The sequence below is a fragment of the Bengtsoniella intestinalis genome (assembly GCF_039719005.1).
GTDB classification, from domain to species: domain Bacteria; phylum Bacillota; class Clostridia; order Oscillospirales; family Oscillospiraceae; genus Oscillibacter; species Oscillibacter intestinalis.
In genome coordinates this window covers 1376355-1396888 of the sequence record NZ_CP133584.1, presented here as the reverse complement: position 1 = coordinate 1396888, position 20534 = coordinate 1376355, and the positions used below count along the sequence as shown (strand labels likewise).

Annotated in this window: 31 protein-coding genes; all 31 read right to left on the bottom strand. The window is 51.7% G+C overall.

From position 1 onward, the window contains the following. Nucleotides 1–10: 10 nt before the first annotated feature. Nucleotides 11–1930, bottom strand: coding sequence for a phage terminase large subunit family protein (locus RFF05_RS06750; RefSeq protein ID WP_409969604.1), 1920 nt, complete (start codon nucleotides 1928–1930; stop codon nucleotides 11–13). Beyond that, nucleotides 1917–2450, bottom strand: coding sequence for a hypothetical protein (locus RFF05_RS06745; RefSeq protein ID WP_409969603.1), 534 nt, complete (start codon nucleotides 2448–2450; stop codon nucleotides 1917–1919). Before RFF05_RS06745 ends, RFF05_RS06750 begins: the two co-directional genes overlap by 14 nt. A 263-nt stretch (nucleotides 2451–2713) precedes the next feature. Beyond that, nucleotides 2714–3238 carry a ParB N-terminal domain-containing protein gene (locus tag RFF05_RS06740; RefSeq protein ID WP_409969602.1) on the bottom strand — a complete coding sequence of 175 codons (525 nt, stop codon included), beginning with the start codon at nucleotides 3236–3238 and terminating at the stop codon, nucleotides 2714–2716. Further along, nucleotides 3231–4385 (bottom strand): phosphoadenosine phosphosulfate reductase family protein, encoded by a 1155-nt coding sequence (locus RFF05_RS06735; protein WP_409969601.1) that lies wholly within the window; start codon nucleotides 4383–4385, stop codon nucleotides 3231–3233. Before RFF05_RS06735 ends, RFF05_RS06740 begins: the two co-directional genes overlap by 8 nt. Then, a complete protein-coding gene (locus RFF05_RS06730; RefSeq protein ID WP_409969600.1) occupies nucleotides 4376–4981 on the bottom strand; it encodes a ParB/Srx family N-terminal domain-containing protein in 606 nt (201 codons plus the stop codon). Before RFF05_RS06730 ends, RFF05_RS06735 begins: the two co-directional genes overlap by 10 nt. After that, nucleotides 4978–5760: a phosphoadenosine phosphosulfate reductase family protein gene (locus RFF05_RS06725; protein ID WP_409969599.1), complete on the bottom strand. Its 783-nt coding sequence runs from the start codon at nucleotides 5758–5760 to the stop codon at nucleotides 4978–4980. The genes RFF05_RS06730 and RFF05_RS06725 overlap by 4 nt, the downstream gene beginning before the upstream one ends. Next, nucleotides 5753–7159 carry a sodium:solute symporter family transporter gene (locus RFF05_RS06720; protein WP_409969598.1) on the bottom strand — a complete coding sequence of 469 codons (1407 nt, stop codon included), beginning with the start codon at nucleotides 7157–7159 and terminating at the stop codon, nucleotides 5753–5755. Before RFF05_RS06720 ends, RFF05_RS06725 begins: the two co-directional genes overlap by 8 nt. A 200-nt stretch (nucleotides 7160–7359) precedes the next feature. Continuing rightward, nucleotides 7360–7758: a hypothetical protein gene (locus RFF05_RS06715; RefSeq protein ID WP_409969597.1), complete on the bottom strand. Its 399-nt coding sequence runs from the start codon at nucleotides 7756–7758 to the stop codon at nucleotides 7360–7362. Between the two features lie 17 nt (nucleotides 7759–7775). After that, the gene (locus RFF05_RS06710; RefSeq protein ID WP_409969596.1) at nucleotides 7776–8033 is read right to left on the bottom strand and encodes a hypothetical protein; all 258 of its coding nucleotides are present in this window, start codon (nucleotides 8031–8033) and stop codon (nucleotides 7776–7778) included. After that, nucleotides 8030–8275 carry a hypothetical protein gene (locus tag RFF05_RS06705; protein ID WP_409969595.1) on the bottom strand — a complete coding sequence of 82 codons (246 nt, stop codon included), beginning with the start codon at nucleotides 8273–8275 and terminating at the stop codon, nucleotides 8030–8032. The genes RFF05_RS06710 and RFF05_RS06705 overlap by 4 nt, the downstream gene beginning before the upstream one ends. Beyond that, on the bottom strand, nucleotides 8269–8553 hold the full coding sequence (locus RFF05_RS06700; protein WP_409969594.1) for a hypothetical protein: 285 nt from the start codon (nucleotides 8551–8553) through the stop codon (nucleotides 8269–8271). The genes RFF05_RS06705 and RFF05_RS06700 overlap by 7 nt, the downstream gene beginning before the upstream one ends. A gap of 225 nt (nucleotides 8554–8778) precedes the next feature. After that, nucleotides 8779–9039 (bottom strand): hypothetical protein, encoded by a 261-nt coding sequence (locus tag RFF05_RS06695; protein WP_409969593.1) that lies wholly within the window; start codon nucleotides 9037–9039, stop codon nucleotides 8779–8781. Next, nucleotides 9032–9223 carry a hypothetical protein gene (locus RFF05_RS06690; RefSeq protein ID WP_409969592.1) on the bottom strand — a complete coding sequence of 64 codons (192 nt, stop codon included), beginning with the start codon at nucleotides 9221–9223 and terminating at the stop codon, nucleotides 9032–9034. The genes RFF05_RS06695 and RFF05_RS06690 overlap by 8 nt, the downstream gene beginning before the upstream one ends. Beyond that, entirely contained in the window at nucleotides 9216–9851 is a 636-nt protein-coding gene (locus tag RFF05_RS06685; protein WP_409969591.1) for a hypothetical protein, read from the bottom strand. Before RFF05_RS06685 ends, RFF05_RS06690 begins: the two co-directional genes overlap by 8 nt. Then, nucleotides 9848–9997, bottom strand: coding sequence for a hypothetical protein (locus tag RFF05_RS06680; protein WP_409969590.1), 150 nt, complete (start codon nucleotides 9995–9997; stop codon nucleotides 9848–9850). The genes RFF05_RS06685 and RFF05_RS06680 overlap by 4 nt, the downstream gene beginning before the upstream one ends. Next, entirely contained in the window at nucleotides 9987–10256 is a 270-nt protein-coding gene (locus RFF05_RS06675; RefSeq protein WP_409969589.1) for a hypothetical protein, read from the bottom strand. Before RFF05_RS06675 ends, RFF05_RS06680 begins: the two co-directional genes overlap by 11 nt. A gap of 167 nt (nucleotides 10257–10423) precedes the next feature. Then, nucleotides 10424–11845 carry a ParB/RepB/Spo0J family partition protein gene (locus tag RFF05_RS06670; protein WP_409969588.1) on the bottom strand — a complete coding sequence of 474 codons (1422 nt, stop codon included), beginning with the start codon at nucleotides 11843–11845 and terminating at the stop codon, nucleotides 10424–10426. Nucleotides 11846–11875: 30 nt separating this feature from the next. After that, nucleotides 11876–12751 (bottom strand): N-6 DNA methylase, encoded by an 876-nt coding sequence (locus RFF05_RS06665; protein ID WP_409969587.1) that lies wholly within the window; start codon nucleotides 12749–12751, stop codon nucleotides 11876–11878. A gap of 2 nt (nucleotides 12752–12753) precedes the next feature. Continuing rightward, complete coding sequence (locus tag RFF05_RS06660) at nucleotides 12754–13518, bottom strand: DNA translocase FtsK (protein ID WP_409969586.1); 765 nt, start codon at nucleotides 13516–13518, stop codon at nucleotides 12754–12756. Between the two features lie 17 nt (nucleotides 13519–13535). Next, nucleotides 13536–14051 carry a Holliday junction resolvase RecU gene (locus RFF05_RS06655; RefSeq protein ID WP_409969585.1) on the bottom strand — a complete coding sequence of 172 codons (516 nt, stop codon included), beginning with the start codon at nucleotides 14049–14051 and terminating at the stop codon, nucleotides 13536–13538. A gap of 3 nt (nucleotides 14052–14054) precedes the next feature. Continuing rightward, nucleotides 14055–14870 (bottom strand): cell wall hydrolase, encoded by an 816-nt coding sequence (locus tag RFF05_RS06650; protein ID WP_409969584.1) that lies wholly within the window; start codon nucleotides 14868–14870, stop codon nucleotides 14055–14057. Then, entirely contained in the window at nucleotides 14867–15376 is a 510-nt protein-coding gene (locus tag RFF05_RS06645) for a hypothetical protein (protein ID WP_409969583.1), read from the bottom strand. Before RFF05_RS06645 ends, RFF05_RS06650 begins: the two co-directional genes overlap by 4 nt. Continuing rightward, complete coding sequence (locus tag RFF05_RS06640) at nucleotides 15373–16113, bottom strand: hypothetical protein (RefSeq protein WP_409969582.1); 741 nt, start codon at nucleotides 16111–16113, stop codon at nucleotides 15373–15375. The genes RFF05_RS06645 and RFF05_RS06640 overlap by 4 nt, the downstream gene beginning before the upstream one ends. 27 nt (nucleotides 16114–16140) lie before the next feature. After that, nucleotides 16141–16647, bottom strand: coding sequence for a single-stranded DNA-binding protein (locus tag RFF05_RS06635; protein ID WP_409969581.1), 507 nt, complete (start codon nucleotides 16645–16647; stop codon nucleotides 16141–16143). A 4-nt stretch (nucleotides 16648–16651) separates the two neighbouring features. After that, a complete protein-coding gene (locus tag RFF05_RS06630; RefSeq protein ID WP_409969580.1) occupies nucleotides 16652–16879 on the bottom strand; it encodes a hypothetical protein in 228 nt (75 codons plus the stop codon). Continuing rightward, nucleotides 16866–17270: a zinc-finger-containing protein gene (locus RFF05_RS06625; protein ID WP_409969579.1), complete on the bottom strand. Its 405-nt coding sequence runs from the start codon at nucleotides 17268–17270 to the stop codon at nucleotides 16866–16868. The genes RFF05_RS06630 and RFF05_RS06625 overlap by 14 nt, the downstream gene beginning before the upstream one ends. Next, on the bottom strand, nucleotides 17255–17785 hold the full coding sequence (locus RFF05_RS06620; protein WP_409969578.1) for a hypothetical protein: 531 nt from the start codon (nucleotides 17783–17785) through the stop codon (nucleotides 17255–17257). Before RFF05_RS06620 ends, RFF05_RS06625 begins: the two co-directional genes overlap by 16 nt. Then, complete coding sequence (locus RFF05_RS06615; RefSeq protein WP_409969577.1) at nucleotides 17782–18453, bottom strand: MBL fold metallo-hydrolase; 672 nt, start codon at nucleotides 18451–18453, stop codon at nucleotides 17782–17784. Before RFF05_RS06615 ends, RFF05_RS06620 begins: the two co-directional genes overlap by 4 nt. Further along, entirely contained in the window at nucleotides 18443–19420 is a 978-nt protein-coding gene (locus RFF05_RS06610) for a recombinase RecT (RefSeq protein WP_409969576.1), read from the bottom strand. The genes RFF05_RS06615 and RFF05_RS06610 overlap by 11 nt, the downstream gene beginning before the upstream one ends. Beyond that, nucleotides 19407–20285, bottom strand: a complete 879-nt coding sequence (locus RFF05_RS06605; RefSeq protein WP_409969575.1) for a DUF1351 domain-containing protein — start codon at nucleotides 20283–20285, stop codon at nucleotides 19407–19409. Before RFF05_RS06605 ends, RFF05_RS06610 begins: the two co-directional genes overlap by 14 nt. After that, nucleotides 20282–20530, bottom strand: a complete 249-nt coding sequence (locus RFF05_RS06600; RefSeq protein WP_409969574.1) for a hypothetical protein — start codon at nucleotides 20528–20530, stop codon at nucleotides 20282–20284. The genes RFF05_RS06605 and RFF05_RS06600 overlap by 4 nt, the downstream gene beginning before the upstream one ends. Nucleotides 20531–20534: the final 4 nt, after the last annotated feature.

The window sequence follows — 20534 nt, the reverse complement described above, 5'->3', positions numbered from 1 at the left end:
TGGTTCTCCTTTACCATTCATCTGTGGTGGTGGGTTGCTTTTTCTTTCTGCGTGGTGCTGGCTTCGGTTTAGGCGTGGGCTTTTGGGCTTGTCCTCGAAGCTCTTTCAGCCGTAAATCGATGGCATCCAGATTAGCGCCCAAGGATGCAAATGCCGCATTGGCATAAACACGACAGTCAAGGGTTTCGTTCCGTTCATGCCCAGGAATAATCTGCCATACCCAAGGTTGCTTTTTGCCTGTGTCGTACACCAGATGTTCGGATAACAGTCCATGGAAATAGGCATCTCCATAGCTGTCATTGCGGGGGAAATGGCTGTAGTTTGACCCAGGGGTTTGCACCCTGATGTTGTCCATCACCATTTGCTTGCCCGAGTCGACCCCTAGCAGGTATGCCCAGCCGAACCCTAAGAATTTGTCATTGATGACTATTTTTTGCTTTCTCGGTGGGGCGGTGAATGGGACATCAGGACCACCACGACCTTTGATTGCGAACACCTTCTTCGCTTCCCGTGCTCTGCATTGCAAGCGCACCTCTTGGGTGAAGTGACCGCCTTCGTCAACGAAGGTGCGGGAGATGTTCAGCCCCAGGCCGTCTGCAAAGGTATAGGTGTGGGTTAAAACGTCATCCAGGGCTAGCCAGGTGGAATCGGCATCAGGTCTGCCCATGATAATGCCCTTTTGAATACCCCAGTTTTCACCGAAGTGCCCCCGACCTACCACCTCATATTCCAGGCGGTTGTCCTGGGTGTCAACGCCGCAGGTCAGAGCCAGAACACCATCAGGCAGTTCTGCGTCGTAGTCCTCACGGCGGGCAAGCATGCTGTCTTCGTCCTCCAGGTCGCCACGGTTTTCCCACAGCTTGCCAAAGCAGGTGTTGTAAACCACCTGGAGCTTTTTGGTTTTGCCGATGGCGTAGAGATATTTGAGGATGATGGACTCCCAGGTTGCCCAGGCAGACACGAAGGCATTGAGCCAGAAGGAGCGCACCCCATGCGCATAGGCGGCAGGATTTTCAGCCACCCACTTGGCAGGCTGGTTCTTCATGTCACCTTCGCTTGAGATTGCCCCACAGCCAGGGCAGATATAGAAAATGTCCTTGACGGCATACACTGCCTTCTTAGACACGATTGTCTTTTCGGATGTGTAGCGGATGTCCTCGAAGTTGATTTCGTGATACCCGCCGCAATGGGGGCATTTGGACTTCCACCGCTCCATGGTGCCTTGGGCATAGGATGCTTCAATGGCACTGGCATTTTTGATGGTGGGGGTTGAAACCTCCACCGCCTTGGCATTGAAGAAGGTGGTCTGTCTGGCCTGCGCCAAATCCCAGGGGTCCCCTTCGTTGCCAGCTGACAGCGCCCAACGGTCACGTTCGTCACCAAACACATAGCGGATGGGCTTTGATGCCAGGGCATGGGCTTCGGTGGAACCACACATGGTCAAGATGCCACCAGGGTAGGACTTTTGCATAACCGTGTTGCCACTGTCACGGCTCTTGGGGTCAGATACCTTTTTTCGCAGGGTGGGGCAATCTCGTATCATGGGGGCGATACGGAGTTTGGAATACTCCTTTGCATCCCCATTGGTGGGCTGGATGAACAGGATAGAGCCAGGGTCTTCATCAATGACATAGCCGATGCAGTTGTTGATGAATTCTGACTTGCCAACTTGGGATGCGGCAACCAGAACAACACGTCGAACCTTGGGGTCTGTGAAGCTATCCATGGGCTCTTTGAGATAGGGGGTTCTGTCAGTGCGCCAAGGTCCAGGTTCGGCAGATGCTTCGGAGGATAAGCGTCTTTTCTGCTCTGCCCACTCTGTTACTGTCAAATCTGCAGGGGGAATAAACCCAGCGATTGATTTGGCAATCGCCTTGTTCAACCGCAGGACTGCTTGTTTAGCAGCTTGCTCCTCCCTAGTCATCATCATCACCTTGGCTTGCGTCCCACTTGCGGCGCTCTCGGACACGCTCTTCGTATTTTTTTGGGTCGTATTTGTAGGTTGCAAGCTCTGACATCACCTTATGGACTTCCTTACGGATAATCTCGGCCGCTTCTGCGGCACTTTTGGCACGGATAACATCCACAGCCAACCGCCCAGGCAAGGCAACAAGCATGGCACGGATGGAGTAAACCAAATCCTCCGTCATGTCAGCCACATCTTCACTGCGGTGCATCTTCCCCTGCATTTCCTTGGCTTCCATCACCACCATAGACACCTTGGCTCGTTTTAGGCTAAGGTCTAGGGTTTCTTTGGCTTTGTCGGTTTCACTTTCCTTCTTGGTGATGGTTTCCGTGTATCTGGCAACAGACTTCGCAAGGTGGTATCGCCCATTCTCGCTGTCCAGGACACCATCTTGAGAAAGCTGTTGTACCCGCCGAATTCCCAACCCCAACACAATCGCCAACTCCTTAGAGCTAACCATAGTATCAGCTGTAATCCCTTCCATAAAAACACCTCCAATCATCAAGTCTTTACTCTCAAGCGTAGCGAAATGCCCTTTTTTAAAATTCCCCAACTAAACGAAACTTGGGGTCGTAGCGCCCGCATGGTTTATTTTCAGCCCCCACAGTACCTTTTTGCTTATCACGCAAACGCTCACCACATTGCAACAACCGCACGCCCCTATGAAGCACACTCGTCGAGAGAACGCCCCCGCCAGACTACACACGCTCACAGAGCTGTTATGCGCCTAGCAGGGGCAATGGGATATTAAAGCTTGGTGAGCATCTCAGCCTTGGAATAGTCCTTGACACCCTTGGCCATCATGCGGAGGAAATCCTCCTTGGAGAACTCGGACAGACGGAACACTTCCTCTGGTTTCATGCCCAGTTGTTTGCCAATCTCGTTGACGCTCTTGCCTTCGCCCATCAGCTCCTTCACGATAGCCTTCATGGGCTCCAACAGATGCGTACCTCTTGCCCGGTTATGGGTCACGGTGCCGTAGATGTCGCCAGTCTTATCATCATGTGCCACAATTACCACAGGCACCTTGCCCCCTAGCTTGGATAACAGGGGTTCTTCCCCCGACACCGTCCACCGATGGAAGCCATCGATGATGGTATAGTCTGGTCTCACCACGATGGGGAGCGTCCAGCCGTTGGTCAGGATGGATTGGGTCAATAGCTTCAGGTTTTCTCGAGACACCTTGTTTGGGTTGTAGTCGTTGGGCTTGAGTGTGGCACGCTCCACCCATTGCAGGGATGTCAGCGGTGAAAAGATATTGATATCAGCCATTCATCTCACCACCTTTGCGAAACCGCTTGGCGTAGTCTGCATAGGCGCAGGAGATGTCTTGGTAGATAGCACGTAGGGTGCGGAGTTTGGGGTCACCAGCCATCAGCCCTTCATAGAGCTTGCGGTAGTCCCGTGGTCTAGCCATCCCATCCATGCGGAGGAACAGCTTGCGGTACTGGGTCGCCACGTGGCGTTTGTGTTGGGTGTCAAACAGGGTGTCAAATTGGACGAACAGCATATCTCGTAGGATTGCCCGATAGTCCTTGGCTACTTCACCCTCCAGCTCACGCCGTGTCTTGGTTGAACGGTGGAACATCTCACTGTCCCAGTACAGGATGGCGATGTAGGCATTGGGTTCTCTACGTAGGATGCGCTCCATCAGGGATGGGTCATACTCTGCCAAATGTACCAGGCTTGGCACCGTGTCCACTGAAAAGAACTGTGACACTCTCAGTTGGTTACGGTTGATGCCTGTTTGGTACATCTGCAGGTATACCTCTGGGATGTCCACACGTTCCCTTTGGAGGTACAACCACACGTCCACGGTTTTCCAATCGTAGACAGGGTAGATGGTGTTGCTCTTGGTGATGCCCTTGCCACCCACGCCCAGTGCCGCCATATATTGCAACCGCTGAACCGATTCGGCAGCTCTCACACCAGTGAGCATGATGCCGTCTTTGCAGATGCGGGGTAGAAAGGCTTGGTAGCTATCTTGCCGTGGTTTAAAGAGCGGGTGGTTGCGAATGGCAAAGGGTGGGGGTTGTCGCACCCACACATTCTTCTTTTGGCTATCCCAGCACACGAAGGATTCATCATTGGATAGCTCATTGAAGCAACTAAAATGCTTCACCTCGATGCACCACCATTGAAACTTTGCCCCTGCCAGCATAAACTTCCGCCGCCAGGTTTTGGTGGTCTGCTCGATGCAATCGAAGATGGCTTCTTCGTCTATGAAAATCACCGTCAAAAGGGATGGGTCAATCTCTCCAGCCTGGATAAGCTTGTACACCAGGTCAGCCAAGACAATGCTGTCCTTGCCACCAGAGAATGACATATAGACAGGCACCCCATTTGAGAACACATTCTTGATGCGCTTCTTGGCGGCCGTCACGATGTCCATGTTGGACTTTACTCTTTTTACAGCCATATCCGTTCCCCACACTTGGGGCAGAGGATGAATTTCTTTGCGGCCTCTGCGGTCGTCACGGTTGCGGTGGACTGGGCGGGGATTTCTTGCGACACTTTTGCCACAGCGTCTTCTTGCTCTTGATATTTCTCTCTGGCTTCTTGGATGACCTCCACACGTTCTGGCTCTAAAATCCCATATTCACCCATGGCAATATCGGCTTCGTCAGCTTCCATCACCATGGCTTGCAACAGGTCTTCTTCAAACCCTGGAATATCCAGGTCATCCTTCAGTTCCAGGACAAAGGCATCCAGTGCCGCCAAGTCATCGACACCCAGGTCAAAGACACGGTTGTCTGCCAGCATCAGCTTCTTCTTTTGCTTTTCGGTCAGGCCTGTGACGATGTGGCAGTCGGCTTCTTCCTTGCCCATGGTCAACATGGTTTCATATAAGCCGTTGCCAGCCAGGATGGTGCCTTCTTCATCGATGACGATGGGGCGAATTTGCCCGAACATCTCCACAGAGCGTCTGAACTCGTTGATTTGCTTGTCGGTGTGCATCCGCACATTCCGCTCTGGTCGTTTTAACTCAGACAGCTGTTTTCTCACTACGTTCATGCATTCACCCCCTCTAAGAAGGATTCTGCACTGGGTAGATGCTCGGCCGCTTCTACCACAACGGATGGGTCAATCTTGTGGATTTGTGCCCACCCCTCTGCGGGGGACTTGATGTAGGGTCTGGCGAACCAGGGGTGTGTGCCGATTTTATAGCCGTCGTCCCACTCATAGATGGGTGGCACTGGGCATTGATAGTAATGGATGAAGGCCAAAACGTGCTCGTGCTTCCAGTCAGCCAGAGGGTTGTATTTGGACATCCCCTTGCTGTCGGTGTAGAAGTTGGTGCCCTTGCCCACGAAGTTGCCGTCTGCCTTACGTCTGCCAAGCATCATTACTTCCAAGCCTTGGGCTTTGTAGTAACGGTTCTGTGCGGCAATCTGCAGGTTTCGGCTCCAGTGATAGGTCATGGGCGGGAACAAAGCGATAGGGTTCTTCTTGATGAAGTCGTAGTCTTGCCCAGTGTCAACCAGAGAGCAGCCATTGGGCTTGTGCTGTTGCACCCAGTCCATGAAGGCGGGGTATTCCAAAGAGCAATGCCCCAGGACAGAGGATGTAATCCCCACCATATCGCATAGCTTCTCTAGGACAATACTGTCCTTTCCGCCGCTCCAGGCGTAGGCAGTGTGTTTACCAGCGGTGACCTCTCTAATCTCCTCCAGGGTTGTTGCAACGAGGGTATCTAGCTCTTCACGGCTCACCAGCGTTTCGATTTGGGCAACGGCTTCTAGCCAATCCCCGTTGTCGATGCTCTGCTTGCGCCCAAGAATGAATTTAGCCATGGCGCACCGCCTTTCTTGGGGCAGTGAGCAAGGCCACTGTACCAGAGAGCAAGAGGGCGCTTAGGCAGCCGATGGTGGTGTAGGTGGTGTTCCCGGTCAGGGTGCCACACATGAAGATGGGCATCCCCACGACAATGGAGGTCATCACCCCAGCGCAGATGCCCTTTGCGGACAGTTCTTTGCCGCTTAGGGTCAGCACCGTGGGTAACATGGTGGTGGCTCGTAAGGTGCCATAAATTAAGAACAGGTGGGTCACGGTCAGCCCTGGGATGTTGGCGATTAAGATGCCAGCAATCAGCAAAATGACCATTGCAACCTTGGAAACCCTTAGTTTGTCGGCATTATCTAATTTGCTGGTAACTTGCCAGTCGCTCACCAGAGATGCCACAGCGCAGAGGTTGCTATCCACGGTGGATAGGAGCCCAGACAAGAGCATCACCATCAACAGCACCATAGCCCAGGAGGGTAATAATCCTGCCACAAGCTCCACGTTGACCATCCCAGTGTCTACCACCTGGAACCCAGAGCCTACGGCTAAAAAGCCCAGCAAGCCCATGGACAGGGGCACAATGGCAAAAGCCACTGCACCAAAGGCAAATGACTTGCCCAGCGCACTGGCTTTGATTGAAAAGGCACGTTGCCAGAAGCATTGGTCACCAAAGGGCGCAGACAGCAGTCCGATGGCGGTTGGTAGCCCAAAGGCTAAGAAAATCTCCATGGCGCTGTATTGCCCAGTGCCAGACAGCCCAGCTGTCAAATCAGCCATGCCGTTGGTGTTGGACAGCGCCAGGTACACCAGCACCACACAGCACCCTAGCATCACCACCATTTGGATGGCGTCGGTCAAAACAGATGCTTTGATGCCAGAGCCGTGGGCATAGGTGAAGGCGATGGCTGCCAACAGCACAGTGAACCCCCAGAAGGGCAAGCCTGTTAGGGCGTTTAAAATCTTGGCACCTGCCAAAAGTTGCACAGCTGTGGATAGCACAGCGATGGACAAGAATTGGAATTGATAGGTGCGCCCCACGGCAATGGAGCGGTATCGCTTGGTCATGTAGCCTGCCATGGTCACACCATCGGGCATGGTGGCCCGCAGGCGCATGGCGAAGGGTGCGAACAAGAGTAGGCACAGGATGTTTGGTACTAAAAACCACAGCAAGCCTGTCAGTCCGAAGGTGTAGGCTTTTTCTGCGGATGTGAAAAGGGCTGGCGCCCAAATCCAGGTTGCGGCAATGCTCAAAGCACCTTGCACAAGTCCTAGGTTTCTGCCAGCCACATGGTAGTCGCTTGAGTTGGCGGCGGTGGAAAACAGCTTGGTGGATGCGAACATCACGCCAGCATACACCGCCAGGATGGATAAACTGTACACGGAATAAAATTCCTCCTTATTTTCTGTCATCGCAACGTTGACCATTGGCGAATAGTCTCGCTCGATGCACAGCTAGCACGCAGGAGCAACATGCTGGCCCAGTCCTCCTTCCCATAAAAATAGCGACCACCTCGAAAGATGGTCGCTGGCTGATTTAGAATTTTACAAGTCTAATCATAATTGATAAAGTGGGCGTTTGCAAGCGTCACGAAGCGTCACGCCGTTGCAACTTATTCCAGGGTTGAGAGGTAGCGGTAGCACGCTGACTTCACCCCATCTTCGGTATTGCGTCCCCCTACCACCGCCGCCACCTGCTTCCATGTGAGCCCACGGAGAAAGCGCAGACGGAAAATCATCCGTATGTAGTCGTTGTCGATGCTGTCGATGAAGCTTTTGATTTCCTGCTCTGACACTGCCAATTCGTCCTGAAGATAGCGGATGCGCTCTTTCATGTCGGCAATCTCAATGGCCAGGTCGCCCACCTTGTCACGGAAGCCAGAGCTGTGGGGCATCCCAGTCATCACCTGGGCACCTGGGGCGGCGGTGGACTGTAGAGATGCCAACAATTCCTCGTTTTGCATCAGCCGCTCTTTTAACTTGAAATGTTCTGATAATCTCTGCAATGTCATCGCCCGCTCCTCTTTCCTTATCGTTTTGCGTTCCGAAAATCTCTGGCGCCAGAACAACTGGCAAAGTGGGATATGTAGCCGAAGTTGGTGACCTGGTCACGTGGACCATCAAAGCTACAGCTGATGATTTTCCCATTCATCAGCACCACCTTACCCTTTGCGTCTGGGTTCTCCCAAAAGGGAACCATGGTCTTGTTACAGGGCATGGATTTGCCCTTCTCTGTTTTAATCCACACAATGGGCGCCCCACAGTGTTTGCAAAATGTAGGTCTCATGCTCCGCTTCCTCCAGCCTTTCGATTTAGGTTTTTGGGAATAGCAATGCTTCGTCTGCGCTTGTATTGGTCTATTGCAATGCCATCCTTGACGTAGTAGTCACACTCTGATGGTGGCTGTGCCAACCTGGTCGACCCAGTCAGCAACACGTAATCGCACTTGTGGCCTAGTGGACTTTCTCCTGCTCGGAACTTACAGGTGTTGCATCGTTCCGTGCCGGGCAGGGTTTCTTTTTTCACCATATCCACCCATCCGCCCCCATTGCACAAAAGGAGAATAGCGCACTGGTCAGCTCTGCAAAAGATATGGATGCCTTCGCATAGGCCTTTGTTGCTTTGACCACGGCCTTGCCAGCCTTTTTTACGGATACTCCCACGTGGAGCATTATCGCCATCATTCTGGCATCTGAGTAGTAGTCCTTGTAGGACACAGTGGGCGGTCTGCGCCCTGCAATCTCACCGGCCTCGTTGCGGGTAGCTCCGACACCCATGAGCAATTTCACAAATCGTTGTCTGGTCATAAAAACCTCTTTCTATATCTATCGACACCGTAAAGTATCGAGACATGCTATTTGCCCATCCGTGAGACCGCAACCACCAATGTTCTTGGGGCGGATATCCTCTCTTGTAGGAATAGGTTGCCCCGATGGCATAGGTCGATGATTTTCTCACCGCAACAGCTAGGGCGTTGGCATCGTTCCGCTCCATACCCCTGGCCATCATCAGCTTCACAAATCTCTTTCTAGTCATGGTTCCTCCGCTGTCAGAACAGCTACAGCATCATCGTCATATTCAACGGTGAATTCAATATATTCAGGATTGGAGTTAGTGGCAGTTTTGTGACAGAGAAAGGCTCTCAGCATATCAGCTGCTATGTAGTCCATGATGCACACGCTAAGGATTTTTCTGTAGGAATGCCCTCTGGGTGCATCGGCTATAATTTCTAACGCTTGATTGCGTTCCATCCCCATTACTTTAAGGAGCTTGATGAATTTCTTTCTAGTCATAAGTCTCCTCCATAGCACGTGACAGATAGTTGCAACAGCCTGATACCAACATCATGTGAAAGGCTATTTCCTCCCATCTCTGGGCATATGACTTATTCGCAGGCCCACCACGGGAAAACTTCATAGCGAAGTTCCTGTCAAACCCCACAGCCATTAAGCGTTTTACAAAGCGTTTTCTAGTCATGGGGCACCTCCTTGAGCCGTTCAAATTCAATAACCCAGACCCAGGGGTTTGCATCCCAACCGTAGGCAGGACGGTCTTGTTTTTTGATGGTGCTTTCCCACAGTTCAGAGAACACTGTTTGGGCGGCACGCCCCCTTATTTGTTCCATGTATTTAGGTTCGCCTGTCATCCCTTCGAACCCAACAATACCCTCTGCATGGCATTGTTGCCTAGAGATAGATTGCAACCGTTCCACCCGAACAGCTGTGACCTTTAGGAAAATCCGTGCCGCTTCTTCGGGCATATGGATGGATGGTCGCCAGTGCATCGTCTTGGTTTCTGGATAGGATGCTTTGAACACAAAGCACCCTTCTCCAACTGTTTCGGCATCTTCATGCACCACAGGCTTGTTCTGGCAAGCAGACATAGCGCAATCGATGCAGGGGATGAACTGCCAGGTTTCACGGACGTAAAGCCCATCGCCCACCTGGTAGGGCATCTTGCCTGCACGCTCCAGGTAATGCTTGATACAGTCGCCTGTTACAGCATGTACGGAGTGCACCATGCATTTGAGCTGTCGACGTGTTACCGTCTTGCGCCCATCCAGGATAGCTTCCACCATATCGGTGTTGAAAAGAATAGGTTTCATAGCAATTCCCCTCCATGGCGGTAGGGTCTGGTTTTGTTGTACTCATGCTTTAGCACCAGCATGTCGTCAATACTTGGGCTGTTATCCCACCAACCATGCTCAACAGCATTCTGGTGGACATCAGCTGTGAATTTGTCATAGTTCAACTGGCACACCACCCTCCATGCTTTTTATGGCTTTGTCTACCGCCCGTTGCAGGGTTTTGGCGCCTTCGATGTTTTTAAATTCAATGAAGACCAATGTGCCAACCAGTTCCTCCACAGGGTAGCCACCGTCTGAAACCTTAGTGCCGATTGGCAACACAGGCTTTTCAAGCTGATGGAGAACGATGCCGTTGGCAACTTTGCTCCCTTCTCTGGATGTAGTTGCAATGCCCACATTGCCATTTCCTAATACAATATCCATAGTTAAATCCTTTCTACCAAATCCATTTTGGCACCGCAGTTTGGGCAGTCGCTTAATCTGTGAAATTTAACATTAGGAAACTGCCTGCCCAATGTGATTTTTCACTTCGTTGGAGTAGAAGTCCACATCCTGGTTGTACCCATATCCGCCGTGGGGAGATTTGTAGGTCAATCGTTGCATTCTGCCGTGTCCTCCTTTTGGAAAATCTCGTGGGTGCCGTTTTGCATGGCGATTTCTTCATCGGACATTTCATAGCCCATGGCGGTGAGAAGTTCATAGGTTTTATCCAGACGGTCGCATTTTTTGTGATGTACTTCTGAACCCCCTAATGTGTAGTTGTAGGCGGACTGCCAATAGTACATCACTGTATTTTCAATCATGGCATACACGCTTCGGAACAAGGTGGTTTCTGGTGCCAGAGTGGCTTTGGCAATGCACTTTTGCACCATTTCTTTTTCGCCCTCCGCAGTTTCATCCACTTCGATATCAAGCAGAGTATTGAGCAATGCGTTGTCCAAAACTCGGTTGCTCCAATGGGAGGCTTTCCCTGCAGAAGCGTGGAGGATGGCGGTCACAATGACCTCCAGGTTGTTTTTAATCTTGGTCTTGCCAACTGACAAAACAAAGGCACGACGCAGGGACTCATGGCGTTTTGCAATGTCCTCGGCCTCGGCTTTTTGGACTTTATACCGTTCTTCGGTCGCACGCTTCTTCGTTTCCTCCGCTGTCATTTTGCGCTCTTCTTCCTTGGAGCGACTTTTGTATACGGCACACTGGTCTTTCGACTTTGTCACACAATAGAAATATTCCGCTGTGTCTGCATCATCGGGAACAACCACTTCGCAGACTGTGCCGTAGCGCCCATAGGTCTTGTACCCTTCCATGGTCTGGTAGTCGTACTGTTCAACCTGGGTTGCATAGGTGCTCACAACCTCGATGGCCTGCTCAACTGCTTTGACTATCTTTTCGGTTGCAAGGGCTTTCTCCAACACGTCGTTAAAGTTGGGAGTGCCTATCTTAGCCAGGACAGCGTTCTTGCGGTCGACATCCTCTAGCTTCTCCAGGGCGATGTAATCGGACATGGTACCGCCACGTTCGGTGGCTTGTTTCAACTTCTTTTGGTTCAAGTCCAAAAGCTTGGTGCGGTGGCGCACGGTGGAGGTGGAGAACCCGCTTTTCTGGGCGATGTCCTCCAGGGTGTCGCCCATGTCTAACATCAGCTGGAAGCCTTGGGCTTGCTCAATAGGGAGTAGGTCGGCACGTTGGATGTTCTCAATGAGCATGGTGCGCTGTTGCTCCTGAGCCGTCATTTGGGTGATGACACAGGGTACCTCTGTCAGCCCTGCCAGTTTAGCCGCCGCCAGTCGACGGTGTCCGATGATGACTGTGTATTGTGTGCCTTGGGTTTCGTCTTCTACCCAGGTCATGGCTTCTTTGTCGTAGCGCAAGTTTGCGGTAGGGACTACGGTCAAGTTCTGGAGGATACCGTTTTCGCTCATGCTGGCGGCAATCTCGGTGAGGTCGCCCAGCTCCTTGCGGGGGTTCTGGGGGTGAGGGTGGATTTTATCCACAGATATGAATTGCAACATGATGGTTGGCTCCTTTCAAGTTTGCAGTTGTTAAAACAGGGTCAGCTGACCCGCTTTGGTTTCGTTGATTGGGTAGTCAGTTTTGGTTGACTGGGTGACGGTGATTTCCTGCTGTTCCTCCTTCACCTCTGCAGGTGCAGGCTTCGGCATTTGATGGAACATACGGTCGATGGATGCACATATCGTTCTGCCCTGCCAGATTTCCGTAAAATAGAAAGGCGTGTACCAGATGTTTTGCCCATCTCGTGGCAACAGCCCTTTTCGGTCATAGGTGGTGACAGGGTTTGTGATTGTATTCGCCACCACCACATAGCCAGGGCATCCCATAAGGCTTAGTTGGAGATAGCACATCATTGCCGCCGTATAGTCCAGGTCTTGCGCCACAAACAGGACGCTTCGTTGGTAATTGATATTTTGCTCTTTGCATTCATTGGCAAAGGCAATCAGTAACGCACCAGCTCCGCAAGCGCAGTCATTCACCGACACCCAACCCTCTGTTTCAATCTTGCTGTGCAATTCATCCATAATGGTCAATTTTGCCATTGCAGAGCAGACAGAGTAGGGGGTGAAAAACTGGCCGTTTTGCGCATTGCTTAGCTCCAGCATCATAAACAGTTCACCGAGAAAGTCGCAGTTTGGATTTCGCTCCATACCCATCACCAGTTCCGCTATCATTTGGGCAAATTCCAGCAGTTCAGCTTTGGTGTATTTTTTGATGGTGTCCATGTAGAGCTGCTCTCTCGACTGCTCGTTGACCTTGTCCACAGTATTGGAGATGCTGATTGCGGACATGACCACGAAATCGCTCCAGACAGTCCAACGTGAATTGCGTTGAGATAGTCTGTCAAAAATGCGGGTGATGTTCTTCTGGTTCTCGTTTCTGAGCTGGTGCGTTACTTTGCCCATGGTTAGACCTCCTGGTCGTCAGAGGTTAGTTCATCATCACTCAACACCTCGTCATCTTCGGTGGGGAAGTCTTCGACATTTGGGCCTGCATCCTCTACGTCCGTGTCGCCTAAGTCGGGAACGAGGGTTTCGTCCATGAATACCTCTCGGGGGTTGTTGCCGTCTTGTGGGCCAACCACGTTGTAGGCTTCCAACATTTCCATAACTTCTCCAGCCAGGGAATAGGAGATGTTTAGGCGCTGTTGCAACAGCAGATGCGACGCCATGCCCTCAGCTCTGACCAGTTGGGTGGCCTTTTCCACAAGGGCGTCAAAGGCTAGCACATCGTTGTCATCCTCTGTGTCGAAGTCTTCGATGGATTGGGCTTCTTCTGGCAGTCCGCTGTCATTTGATGTAGGCATGACCTTGGGGGACAACAGCTTCTTTTCCACCACTTCACGGAAAAAGGCTTGCATCCAATAGCGGTGCATTTTGACGAAAATACCTTTGATTTTCCCCTGAAGCACATCGGTAATGGCGAAGGATTCGGAGAAGGACCATTTCAATTCCGAGTCTTCTACCCACAGCTTAATGGAAGCATCGGGACTGATGTATCCGTTGGCCTCCACCGTTTCCAACATGCACATTTGATGTTCCATGTCGGTCAATGGCAAGATGGTCAGGGTGACAGGGTAGCTGTCTTTTCGCAGTCGGAACGTCAGGTCATGCTCCTCGCACAGGTTCACCAGTTTTTTGTACTGTTCCTCGTATTTGTTCTTTTCAATCATGGGTCTAGCTCCTTTCGTTAATTCAGCACCAACAGGGTGCCATCCTCTGTTTCGGGGACTTTATAGCGCCCCAAGTCTAGCTCGGTTACATACTTTCTGCCATAGATTTTCACCATCTTGTGCCATACGAACCAGGGGATGCGGTACACATTCCCACTGGCAAATCCAACGATGACAAAGCACTTGGCACCCAGGGCGGCGTGAAGCTTGAAATCCTCTGCTTGCACGTCTAGCAAGCGGACTTGCCCAATCTGGTCTAGGTCGGTGAATTTGGCTTCCAGGCGAATGGATTGCCCGCCTTTCAAGGTGCCCTCATAGTCAGGCTGTGCCTTCTTGGTGAAGCAACAGGTAAACCGCCCTGCGCCCGCTGGACTGAGGATGCGCATAGGCTCTGGGGTTTTGGCAATGGCGGCGAACCCTTGGGCTTTGTAATACTCGAAGGATTTGTCCAGGCGGTTTTCAAAAGCTTTGCCCTTGGCTCTGGCCTCCTTGCCCTTGCGCTGATTTTCTGGCTTTTTCTCTTTCACCGCCATGGCTTATACCGTGTAGGTGTCACCGCCATTGTAGGCAGTGCGGTAGTAGTTGACGTCACCGTCGCCCCAGAACCACAGGCAGTCCACTGGGATGGCACGCTCAACATCGGTGGATCCAGATTTTTCTGCTTCCCACTGCTCTAGCACATCGGTGGCGATTTCCACAAAATCAACATAAATGGGGTTGTCATCTGCATAGCCGTGGAATTGACTTTCCTGGGTGATTACCCCGATGATGTCATCAGGGTAATAGGGGTCATCGCTATCCACACGGTTGAGCACGCACCAGACCACTGCTTCTTGTTGCACCTGGGTGCATCCTCTGGCTTCGCCCCAAATCAGCTTTGCCAGGTAGGGTATAGCCTGGTCGTCCACAGTGGGTTCGTGGTCAATGTCGACGATGTGCGGTTCGATAAAATCCTCAATATCTTGCGCTACAGGCAGGGCGTCGTCTGCAACCGCCACAGCGATGGATGCAGGGGCGGTTTCGCTAACCTCTTGGGTAGCAATGGTGGTGGAACGGTAAACCAGGACAACGGCGATTGCTAGGGCTACCACCGCAATCAGGGACAAAAGGCACACCTGCTGTTGGATGGTTTTTACATGGGTTTCCATGCGGCGCTCAAAGGATTTGCGGCGAACCAGTTCGTCATTGTTGGGGAACACCTCTCGAACAACAGCTTTGGAGATGTTGGTTTGTGCGTTAATGGCTTTGGCTTCTGTTTCGTGAAGCTCTGCATGATAGGCTAGGGTTTCGTTTTGCTTCTCCAATGCGGCTTCCAGCCGTTCCAGTTTTCTGCGGTCTGACGGTCTTCTCATTTCTGTCCTCCTTCTATCGCCCTAGTACCAGCGGTAAGCTGGGGGGCGGTTTTCTTGATTGTTTGCCAGTAAGCCATTTCGAAGGCTTCCAGGTTCCACCGTTGCTTGTCGCCTGCAGGTTTCACTAGATTGCTGGCACCACCCATGGCGAAAATTAACTGGCTCAACAGGGAGCTTGTGGGCAATGTGTTCACGAACTCTTGCAAATCCTCGTACATATAAGAGCCACGCTTCACCTGGTTTAACAGGCGGTATACTTCGTAGGTGTGGAACTGGGTTAGCTCAGTACACTTCTCCAGGAACTCTGCGATGGTGGGAGGGAACTTGTTGGTTTTGCACAGCTCGTATGCGACGCACTGCCCAATCCAACGGTCGGTTCCGCCTAGGCATCGATGCCACAAGGTGATGGTGACATCTAACTTGGAGAGCCCACCTCTGAACATCTCCGCATTGGGCCAGGCAATCATCATCAATGAGAAAATCTCGCTGGTTTCTAACTTCGTCATGCGCCCTCCTCAGCATATTGCTTATGTAGTGCCTGGAGGTTCCCCAGGGCGGCTTCTGATTTGCTAGGCACTTGGGCTCTGGGTTGGCGGCCCATGCCCCAGCCCTCACGATTGCACTTTCGGATGACCATGTTCCAGTCCTTCCACTTGTTCTTGTTGCCACTGATTTTGGCGCTTTCGTCAATGTAGGCGATGCACCGTGAAAGCTCCTGGTCGCCAATGTCTTTTTGAAGCCGTGCAAATTCAGCATCACTGAGGGTCACATAGCCATGTTCCCCACGTTGGTGGCGTACCACAGCAGGCTTTTCTTTGGGTGGTTGTGCAGTAGGAATATCCACTTGCACCACACCGTTGCGGTCGTTATAGCACCCTGCCAGGTACAGGCGGAATTCATCGCTCTTCACTTTTTGGATGGTTTCAAGCAAGGGTTTGTTCAGCTTCTCCGATGCTGACCAGTTGTGTCGGCTCCAGTTCATCAGTAGCAATTCTTTGGTGACCTTATCATATTTCAGAACCTGGTGCGCTTCCTCCAGGCGTTTGAGGATGCGCTCTGCCATTTCAGGGGAATGACCTGTTTCGTTGGCCATCTGCTTGATGCTGACTTCGTAGCACCCACAGAGATTTGTGTGTGGGTTCGTCAGGCACCAGAGGTACATGTAGCGGTCTTCTGTGGTAAAATCATCCACCACTTTGGCATCTGTCCAGAAGGACATATGAATGTTGCGATAATTTGCCAAATCATCACCTCCTATCCTTTTCTTTGGTTAAAATGGTAAATCTGGGTCGTTGTAGGGTATCTCGTTCATATTTATTTGCTGTGGTTGGCGTTGCTGGCCTTGACTGTATTGCCCTTGGCTATATTGGCTTTGGGATGGTTGCCCCTGGGGTGGTTGCCCTTGGGGCTTGTTGTGTTGCCCATAGGAACCGCCGCCGCCCTGAGCGTCACCCTCTCGCTTGGAGTCCCCGAAGTAGACGCTGTCAGCGTTAATCTCAAAGACACGTTGCTTCTTGCCGTCTTTGTCTTCATATTCTCGCATTTGGATGCGCCCTTCCACCACTGCCATACGGCCTTTGGCGAAATACTTTGTCACAAACTCGGCCGTGTTGCGCCAGGCTACACAGTCGATGAAGTCGGTTTCTCGTTCACCGTTTTGACCTTTGAAATCACGGTCGACTGCCAAAGAGAAGGATGTGACGGCTGTGCCAGACTGGGTGCGGCGCAGTTCGGGGTCACGGGTCAAGCGACCCATAATGAATGATTTATTCAGCATCGCCTTACTCCTTATCTTGGATTGCTTTGCCACTCACAGCGTCAAATACCTGTTTGATGGTGTCGCCACTTTGGTAGCTAGGGAGAGAGTAGACCAGTTTTTTCACAACGTCACGCTCGGTGCGTGCCTTGATAAGCTCCTCGAAAAGAGACAGAGGAATTTTAATGGTGACGTCACCTCGATAGTCCTCTGTGACCTTGGGGTTAACGCTGTTTTCATTAGTGTTTTCCATATCGATGTGCTCCTTTTGAATTTTCATTTTTGATGATGTTGATTGCTTTTTTGCAGTTGACGACATCAAGCATTCCAATGTGGGTTTCCTCTCGGCTGAGTTCCATTTTGCCTGCAAGCCATCCATATGCGGCATTGCGACAACCCTTGAAGCGCCCATATTTCCACAGGGGGTCAAATGTGGCGTGGGCGGCCTTTTTCCAGTAGCGTAGTTCTTCATTTGCCAGTCTGCCAAGTGGCTTGTCACTGCCCTTGTGAACGCCGACGTAAGCCATGCAGTGTCGACACAGGTAAATCATGCCGTAGCTCCGACCATGCACTACTTTGCTGTCGACAAACTCCGCTCGCTTGCCACAGTAGTCGCAGTAGACTTCTCTCATTTTCTGTTCCATTCCTCCTTATATCGTGCCAACTGCTCTGGGGTGTCGGTTGCAAGCCCCAGAGCTTTGGCTTCATAGATGGCACCGTCAATGAGCCGTGCCATCTCGGTGGTGTTCATGTCGCTGGTGTGCTTATACAGCAGGTAGCGGTTGAAGGGTTTGCCGTTTTCTTCTTGGGTGTCGTACAGGTGCACGTAAGGGTAGATGTCGGTGACGTCAACTGCCACAGGCAATTTGAAACCCACGATTTGACCGTCACTCTCTCTGGCCAGGGCGCCATATTCGCATACCAGGGTACGTTTCACTTCTTCGTTGCCCACACCGTTGGCTTCTGCTATGGCGTGAACAAGCACGTGGAAGTAAGCGTTGGCTGATGCAGAGCGGCGAGCTTTGAACTTTTTGACGTCCACCGTGACCACGCTATCTTTCAGGGAATCGAACATCCCTCGAAAATCTCCGTCCACCTCAATGGTGATGCGCTGCTTGCGGTTCATCCCGAAGGATAGGTCAATCAATTTCCCTTTCACTGGTGGTTCTCCTTCCACTTATCCTCATGCACATGGAGGTAAACGTAGGTGCCACGACTGCCGATATTGCTGTAGATGAAGTCGTCACACTTTTCTTTGGAGAGATGGTTTTTCAGCACCTGGTGCTCATAGGCATACTCTCCGTTTTCTTTCTTCTGGGCGATGCGCTCTTGGATTTCCTCCGTGCCATAGTTGGCTTCTACCATGTACAGGTTGAAGTCCTTGGCTGTGATGCCGTTGAGATTGTTTGTGTCGGTGGCATAAAACATCTTGCGTCCATCGTGGAAGAGGATTTTGTAGCCACAGTTTGGCACGTTGTGAGACAGGGGAACTGGCGACACGGTGAAGCCATGGTACAGGTAATGGTTGGCGGCCGATGCCATGACGTCAATGTTCTTCATCGCAACCCCACAGTCCACCAAGTCTTTCACTAGCCATTCTCCACAGGCAAAGCGGAGGGTTGGGCGCTCCTTGGCTAGGCGGTGGATGGTGATGCGGTGGAAGTGGTCGGAGTGGATGTGGGTTAACAGCACCACCTGCAATCCCTTGACGTGGTGGGCTAGCCATTTGTATGGGACACCACAGTCGATTAGGATGCGCTTTTCCACCACCACCGCATTGCCCTTAGAGCCTGTTGCAACAATGTCATAGTTGATATTACAGGTCATTCAGGTTCACCTTTTCAGCTGCAGGAGGTGGCGCCGATGAGGGCAATGTGTCAGGGTCAATGATGTCATCATGAGGGGCGGGGTCTTCTGGTAATCCAATGACATTCCCTTTGGTGGAAATGCTCTGGGTGGTGGCATCCTTTTCGATTGCGGTCTGCATATCGGTGGACATGATGCCCCACTTGGACACCAACTGGCGAAGCATGGTCTTCAGTGCCATTCCGTCAAAGTCCTTGTACCAGAAGGAGGAATACTTCCACAGCTCATTGTCTGGGATTTCGCCATTTTGGAGCTTCTCATAGTTCTTGGCGCTAAAAGCTGGGCTGTACTGGTCAGCGTGGTTGAGCATCTTCCCCTTGCTCCAGTACATGGTTTTTCTGAATCCGTTGAGATACTCGAAGTAGGCCATATAGCCAACCACAGGAAGGCTCTCCCACTGGTCGTCATCCTCGATGAAGTGGAATAGGGGCTTGCCGGTATTGGGGTCACGCCCCAGGTATTCGCCTTCTTTGATGACCCGTGTGTCCAGGTCAGAATAAGAACCGCTCCGCAAAGACATTTGGATGTAGCCTTTGTAGCCTAAGACGAACTGGGCACGTTTTTCCGTTGCCACCATGTAATACCCACGCTTGTCCTTCATGCGGTTGCCTTGTTCATCAAGGAGATAGATGGGCTTGCCGTCATCGCCCTTCAATTTGCATTCAAAGGGCACCAGGTAGTATTGCCCCAGCTGAGGGGAGGGGGACAGGTTCAAGGATTCACCCAACAGCGCCCCAGCCAAAATAGTGCCAGCATCGCACTCTTGCAACGCAGGGTTAATGGCTACGGCTGAGGTGATGCTGGCAATGAAACGACTGGCACGCTTGGGGTCGGACAGTGTGTTGCTGATTAACTTTTGATACTGGGGGGTGGTGATTGCCACGGAAAATCTAGGCTTTTGTGGAACCATGTTGTTATTTGGCTTCATAGGTATATCCTCCATTGATTAAGAAATCTCGAACCGCTCTCAGCTGTTCTTTTGTGCCGGTGACGGTAAATGTGGATTGATAGACTTGTTGTTGCTCCACTGCAGGGGCAACGGCTTCTTGTGGCACAACCTGGGGAGCAGCCATCACCTGGGGCGCAGGCACTGCCTGGGCTTGTTGCCGTAGCAGTTCCTCGATTTGGTGCTGATGGTTTGCCTGGGCTTCACGTTGGATCCGTTGCTCCTCTTGGCGCTTGCGCTCTGCTTCAATGGCTTCGTGACGGTTGGCCACGGTGGTGATGGACTTGGCGATGTTCAGGCACTGCTTGTACTCCACCAGCACCTCGTCGCTGTTGGGGTGGGTGTCAATGACAACCAGGTCGTCAGCGATGCGGTCCAGGAATTCTTTTACGGCCGCTTGCAAGGCTTTGGCTGTGGAACTCAACGTGACCTTGAACCCTGCATCTTCGTATTTCACGAAGTTAACACCAACAGACACGGCATATTCATCGAAAAAGGCTTGTGCTTCTGCTCGCTTTTCCTCTTTGACGCCATCTTCCACTTCGGCGATGCGCCCCTTGAGGGTTGCATCAGTGGGGGCGAACACATCGGTGATGTAGGTTTTGTACTGCTTTTCAAATTCCTCGTAGGGTGCCATGACTTCCTTTTTCACGGACTTTCGGGCTTCCTCCAATTCTTTGAAGGACTTGCCCAAGTCAGCGCGGACACGCTTAATTTGCTTTACGGTGTCTTCGGTGACAGCCAGGCTCAAGGCTTCATCGGTGCGGGTTTTCATTTCTTCGCTGATGCTCCGCAACTTCTCTTCGATGATGGGGAGCTGGCGGACGATAATCAATTCACTACTCATTCGATGGGCTCCTTATTCTCCACGAAGGAGCTGATGGTTTTCAGTACGTTCAGCACATAGGCAGGAAGGGTGCTTGGGTTCACGTAGATTTCAACAACAAGAGCTTTGGAGTCGCCTTTGTAAGTAGGTGCGATAACCACGTCGCCAACGGCAACAGGGATGTTGCAATAGTAGTTGTAGGGCTTGCCCTCGAATTTTCCAGTTTCTTTGTTCTCATACACAACGGCAATGATTTGGTTTCCCATGGTA

Bases quoted from the DNA above. Each gene is read 5' to 3' on its own strand.
- RFF05_RS06735 (WP_409969601.1), bottom strand. From the start codon at position 4,385: ATGGCTGTAAAAAGAGTAAAGTCCAACATGGACATCGTGACGGCCGCC.
- RFF05_RS06625 (WP_409969579.1), bottom strand. From the start codon at position 17,270: ATGGAACAGAAAATGAGAGAAGTCTACTGCGACTACTGTGGCAAGCGA.
- RFF05_RS06675 (WP_409969589.1), bottom strand. From the start codon at position 10,256: ATGGATATTGTATTAGGAAATGGCAATGTGGGCATTGCAACTACATCC.
- RFF05_RS06610 (WP_409969576.1), bottom strand. From the start codon at position 19,420: ATGAAGCCAAATAACAACATGGTTCCACAAAAGCCTAGATTTTCCGTG.
- RFF05_RS06600 (WP_409969574.1), bottom strand. From the start codon at position 20,530: ATGGGAAACCAAATCATTGCCGTTGTGTATGAGAACAAAGAAACTGGA.
- RFF05_RS06700 (WP_409969594.1), bottom strand. From the start codon at position 8,553: ATGACCAGACAACGATTTGTGAAATTGCTCATGGGTGTCGGAGCTACC.
- RFF05_RS06695 (WP_409969593.1), bottom strand. From the start codon at position 9,039: ATGACTAGAAAGAAATTCATCAAGCTCCTTAAAGTAATGGGGATGGAA.
- RFF05_RS06605 (WP_409969575.1), bottom strand. From the start codon at position 20,285: ATGAGTAGTGAATTGATTATCGTCCGCCAGCTCCCCATCATCGAAGAG.
- RFF05_RS06720 (WP_409969598.1), bottom strand. From the start codon at position 7,159: ATGACAGAAAATAAGGAGGAATTTTATTCCGTGTACAGTTTATCCATC.
- RFF05_RS06715 (WP_409969597.1), bottom strand. From the start codon at position 7,758: ATGACATTGCAGAGATTATCAGAACATTTCAAGTTAAAAGAGCGGCTG.
- RFF05_RS06730 (WP_409969600.1), bottom strand. From the start codon at position 4,981: ATGAACGTAGTGAGAAAACAGCTGTCTGAGTTAAAACGACCAGAGCGG.
- RFF05_RS06750 (WP_409969604.1), bottom strand. From the start codon at position 1,930: ATGATGATGACTAGGGAGGAGCAAGCTGCTAAACAAGCAGTCCTGCGG.
- RFF05_RS06725 (WP_409969599.1), bottom strand. From the start codon at position 5,760: ATGGCTAAATTCATTCTTGGGCGCAAGCAGAGCATCGACAACGGGGAT.
- RFF05_RS06705 (WP_409969595.1), bottom strand. From the start codon at position 8,275: ATGGTGAAAAAAGAAACCCTGCCCGGCACGGAACGATGCAACACCTGT.
- RFF05_RS06655 (WP_409969585.1), bottom strand. From the start codon at position 14,051: ATGGCGGTGAAAGAGAAAAAGCCAGAAAATCAGCGCAAGGGCAAGGAG.
- RFF05_RS06650 (WP_409969584.1), bottom strand. From the start codon at position 14,870: ATGAGAAGACCGTCAGACCGCAGAAAACTGGAACGGCTGGAAGCCGCA.
- RFF05_RS06690 (WP_409969592.1), bottom strand. From the start codon at position 9,223: ATGACTAGAAAACGCTTTGTAAAACGCTTAATGGCTGTGGGGTTTGAC.
- RFF05_RS06670 (WP_409969588.1), bottom strand. From the start codon at position 11,845: ATGTTGCAATTCATATCTGTGGATAAAATCCACCCTCACCCCCAGAAC.
- RFF05_RS06740 (WP_409969602.1), bottom strand. From the start codon at position 3,238: ATGGCTGATATCAATATCTTTTCACCGCTGACATCCCTGCAATGGGTG.
- RFF05_RS06710 (WP_409969596.1), bottom strand. From the start codon at position 8,033: ATGAGACCTACATTTTGCAAACACTGTGGGGCGCCCATTGTGTGGATT.
- RFF05_RS06660 (WP_409969586.1), bottom strand. From the start codon at position 13,518: ATGATTGAAAAGAACAAATACGAGGAACAGTACAAAAAACTGGTGAAC.
- RFF05_RS06615 (WP_409969577.1), bottom strand. From the start codon at position 18,453: ATGACCTGTAATATCAACTATGACATTGTTGCAACAGGCTCTAAGGGC.
- RFF05_RS06635 (WP_409969581.1), bottom strand. From the start codon at position 16,647: ATGCTGAATAAATCATTCATTATGGGTCGCTTGACCCGTGACCCCGAA.
- RFF05_RS06745 (WP_409969603.1), bottom strand. From the start codon at position 2,450: ATGGAAGGGATTACAGCTGATACTATGGTTAGCTCTAAGGAGTTGGCG.
- RFF05_RS06645 (WP_409969583.1), bottom strand. From the start codon at position 15,376: ATGACGAAGTTAGAAACCAGCGAGATTTTCTCATTGATGATGATTGCC.
- RFF05_RS06665 (WP_409969587.1), bottom strand. From the start codon at position 12,751: ATGGGCAAAGTAACGCACCAGCTCAGAAACGAGAACCAGAAGAACATC.
- RFF05_RS06630 (WP_409969580.1), bottom strand. From the start codon at position 16,879: ATGGAAAACACTAATGAAAACAGCGTTAACCCCAAGGTCACAGAGGAC.
- RFF05_RS06685 (WP_409969591.1), bottom strand. From the start codon at position 9,851: ATGAAACCTATTCTTTTCAACACCGATATGGTGGAAGCTATCCTGGAT.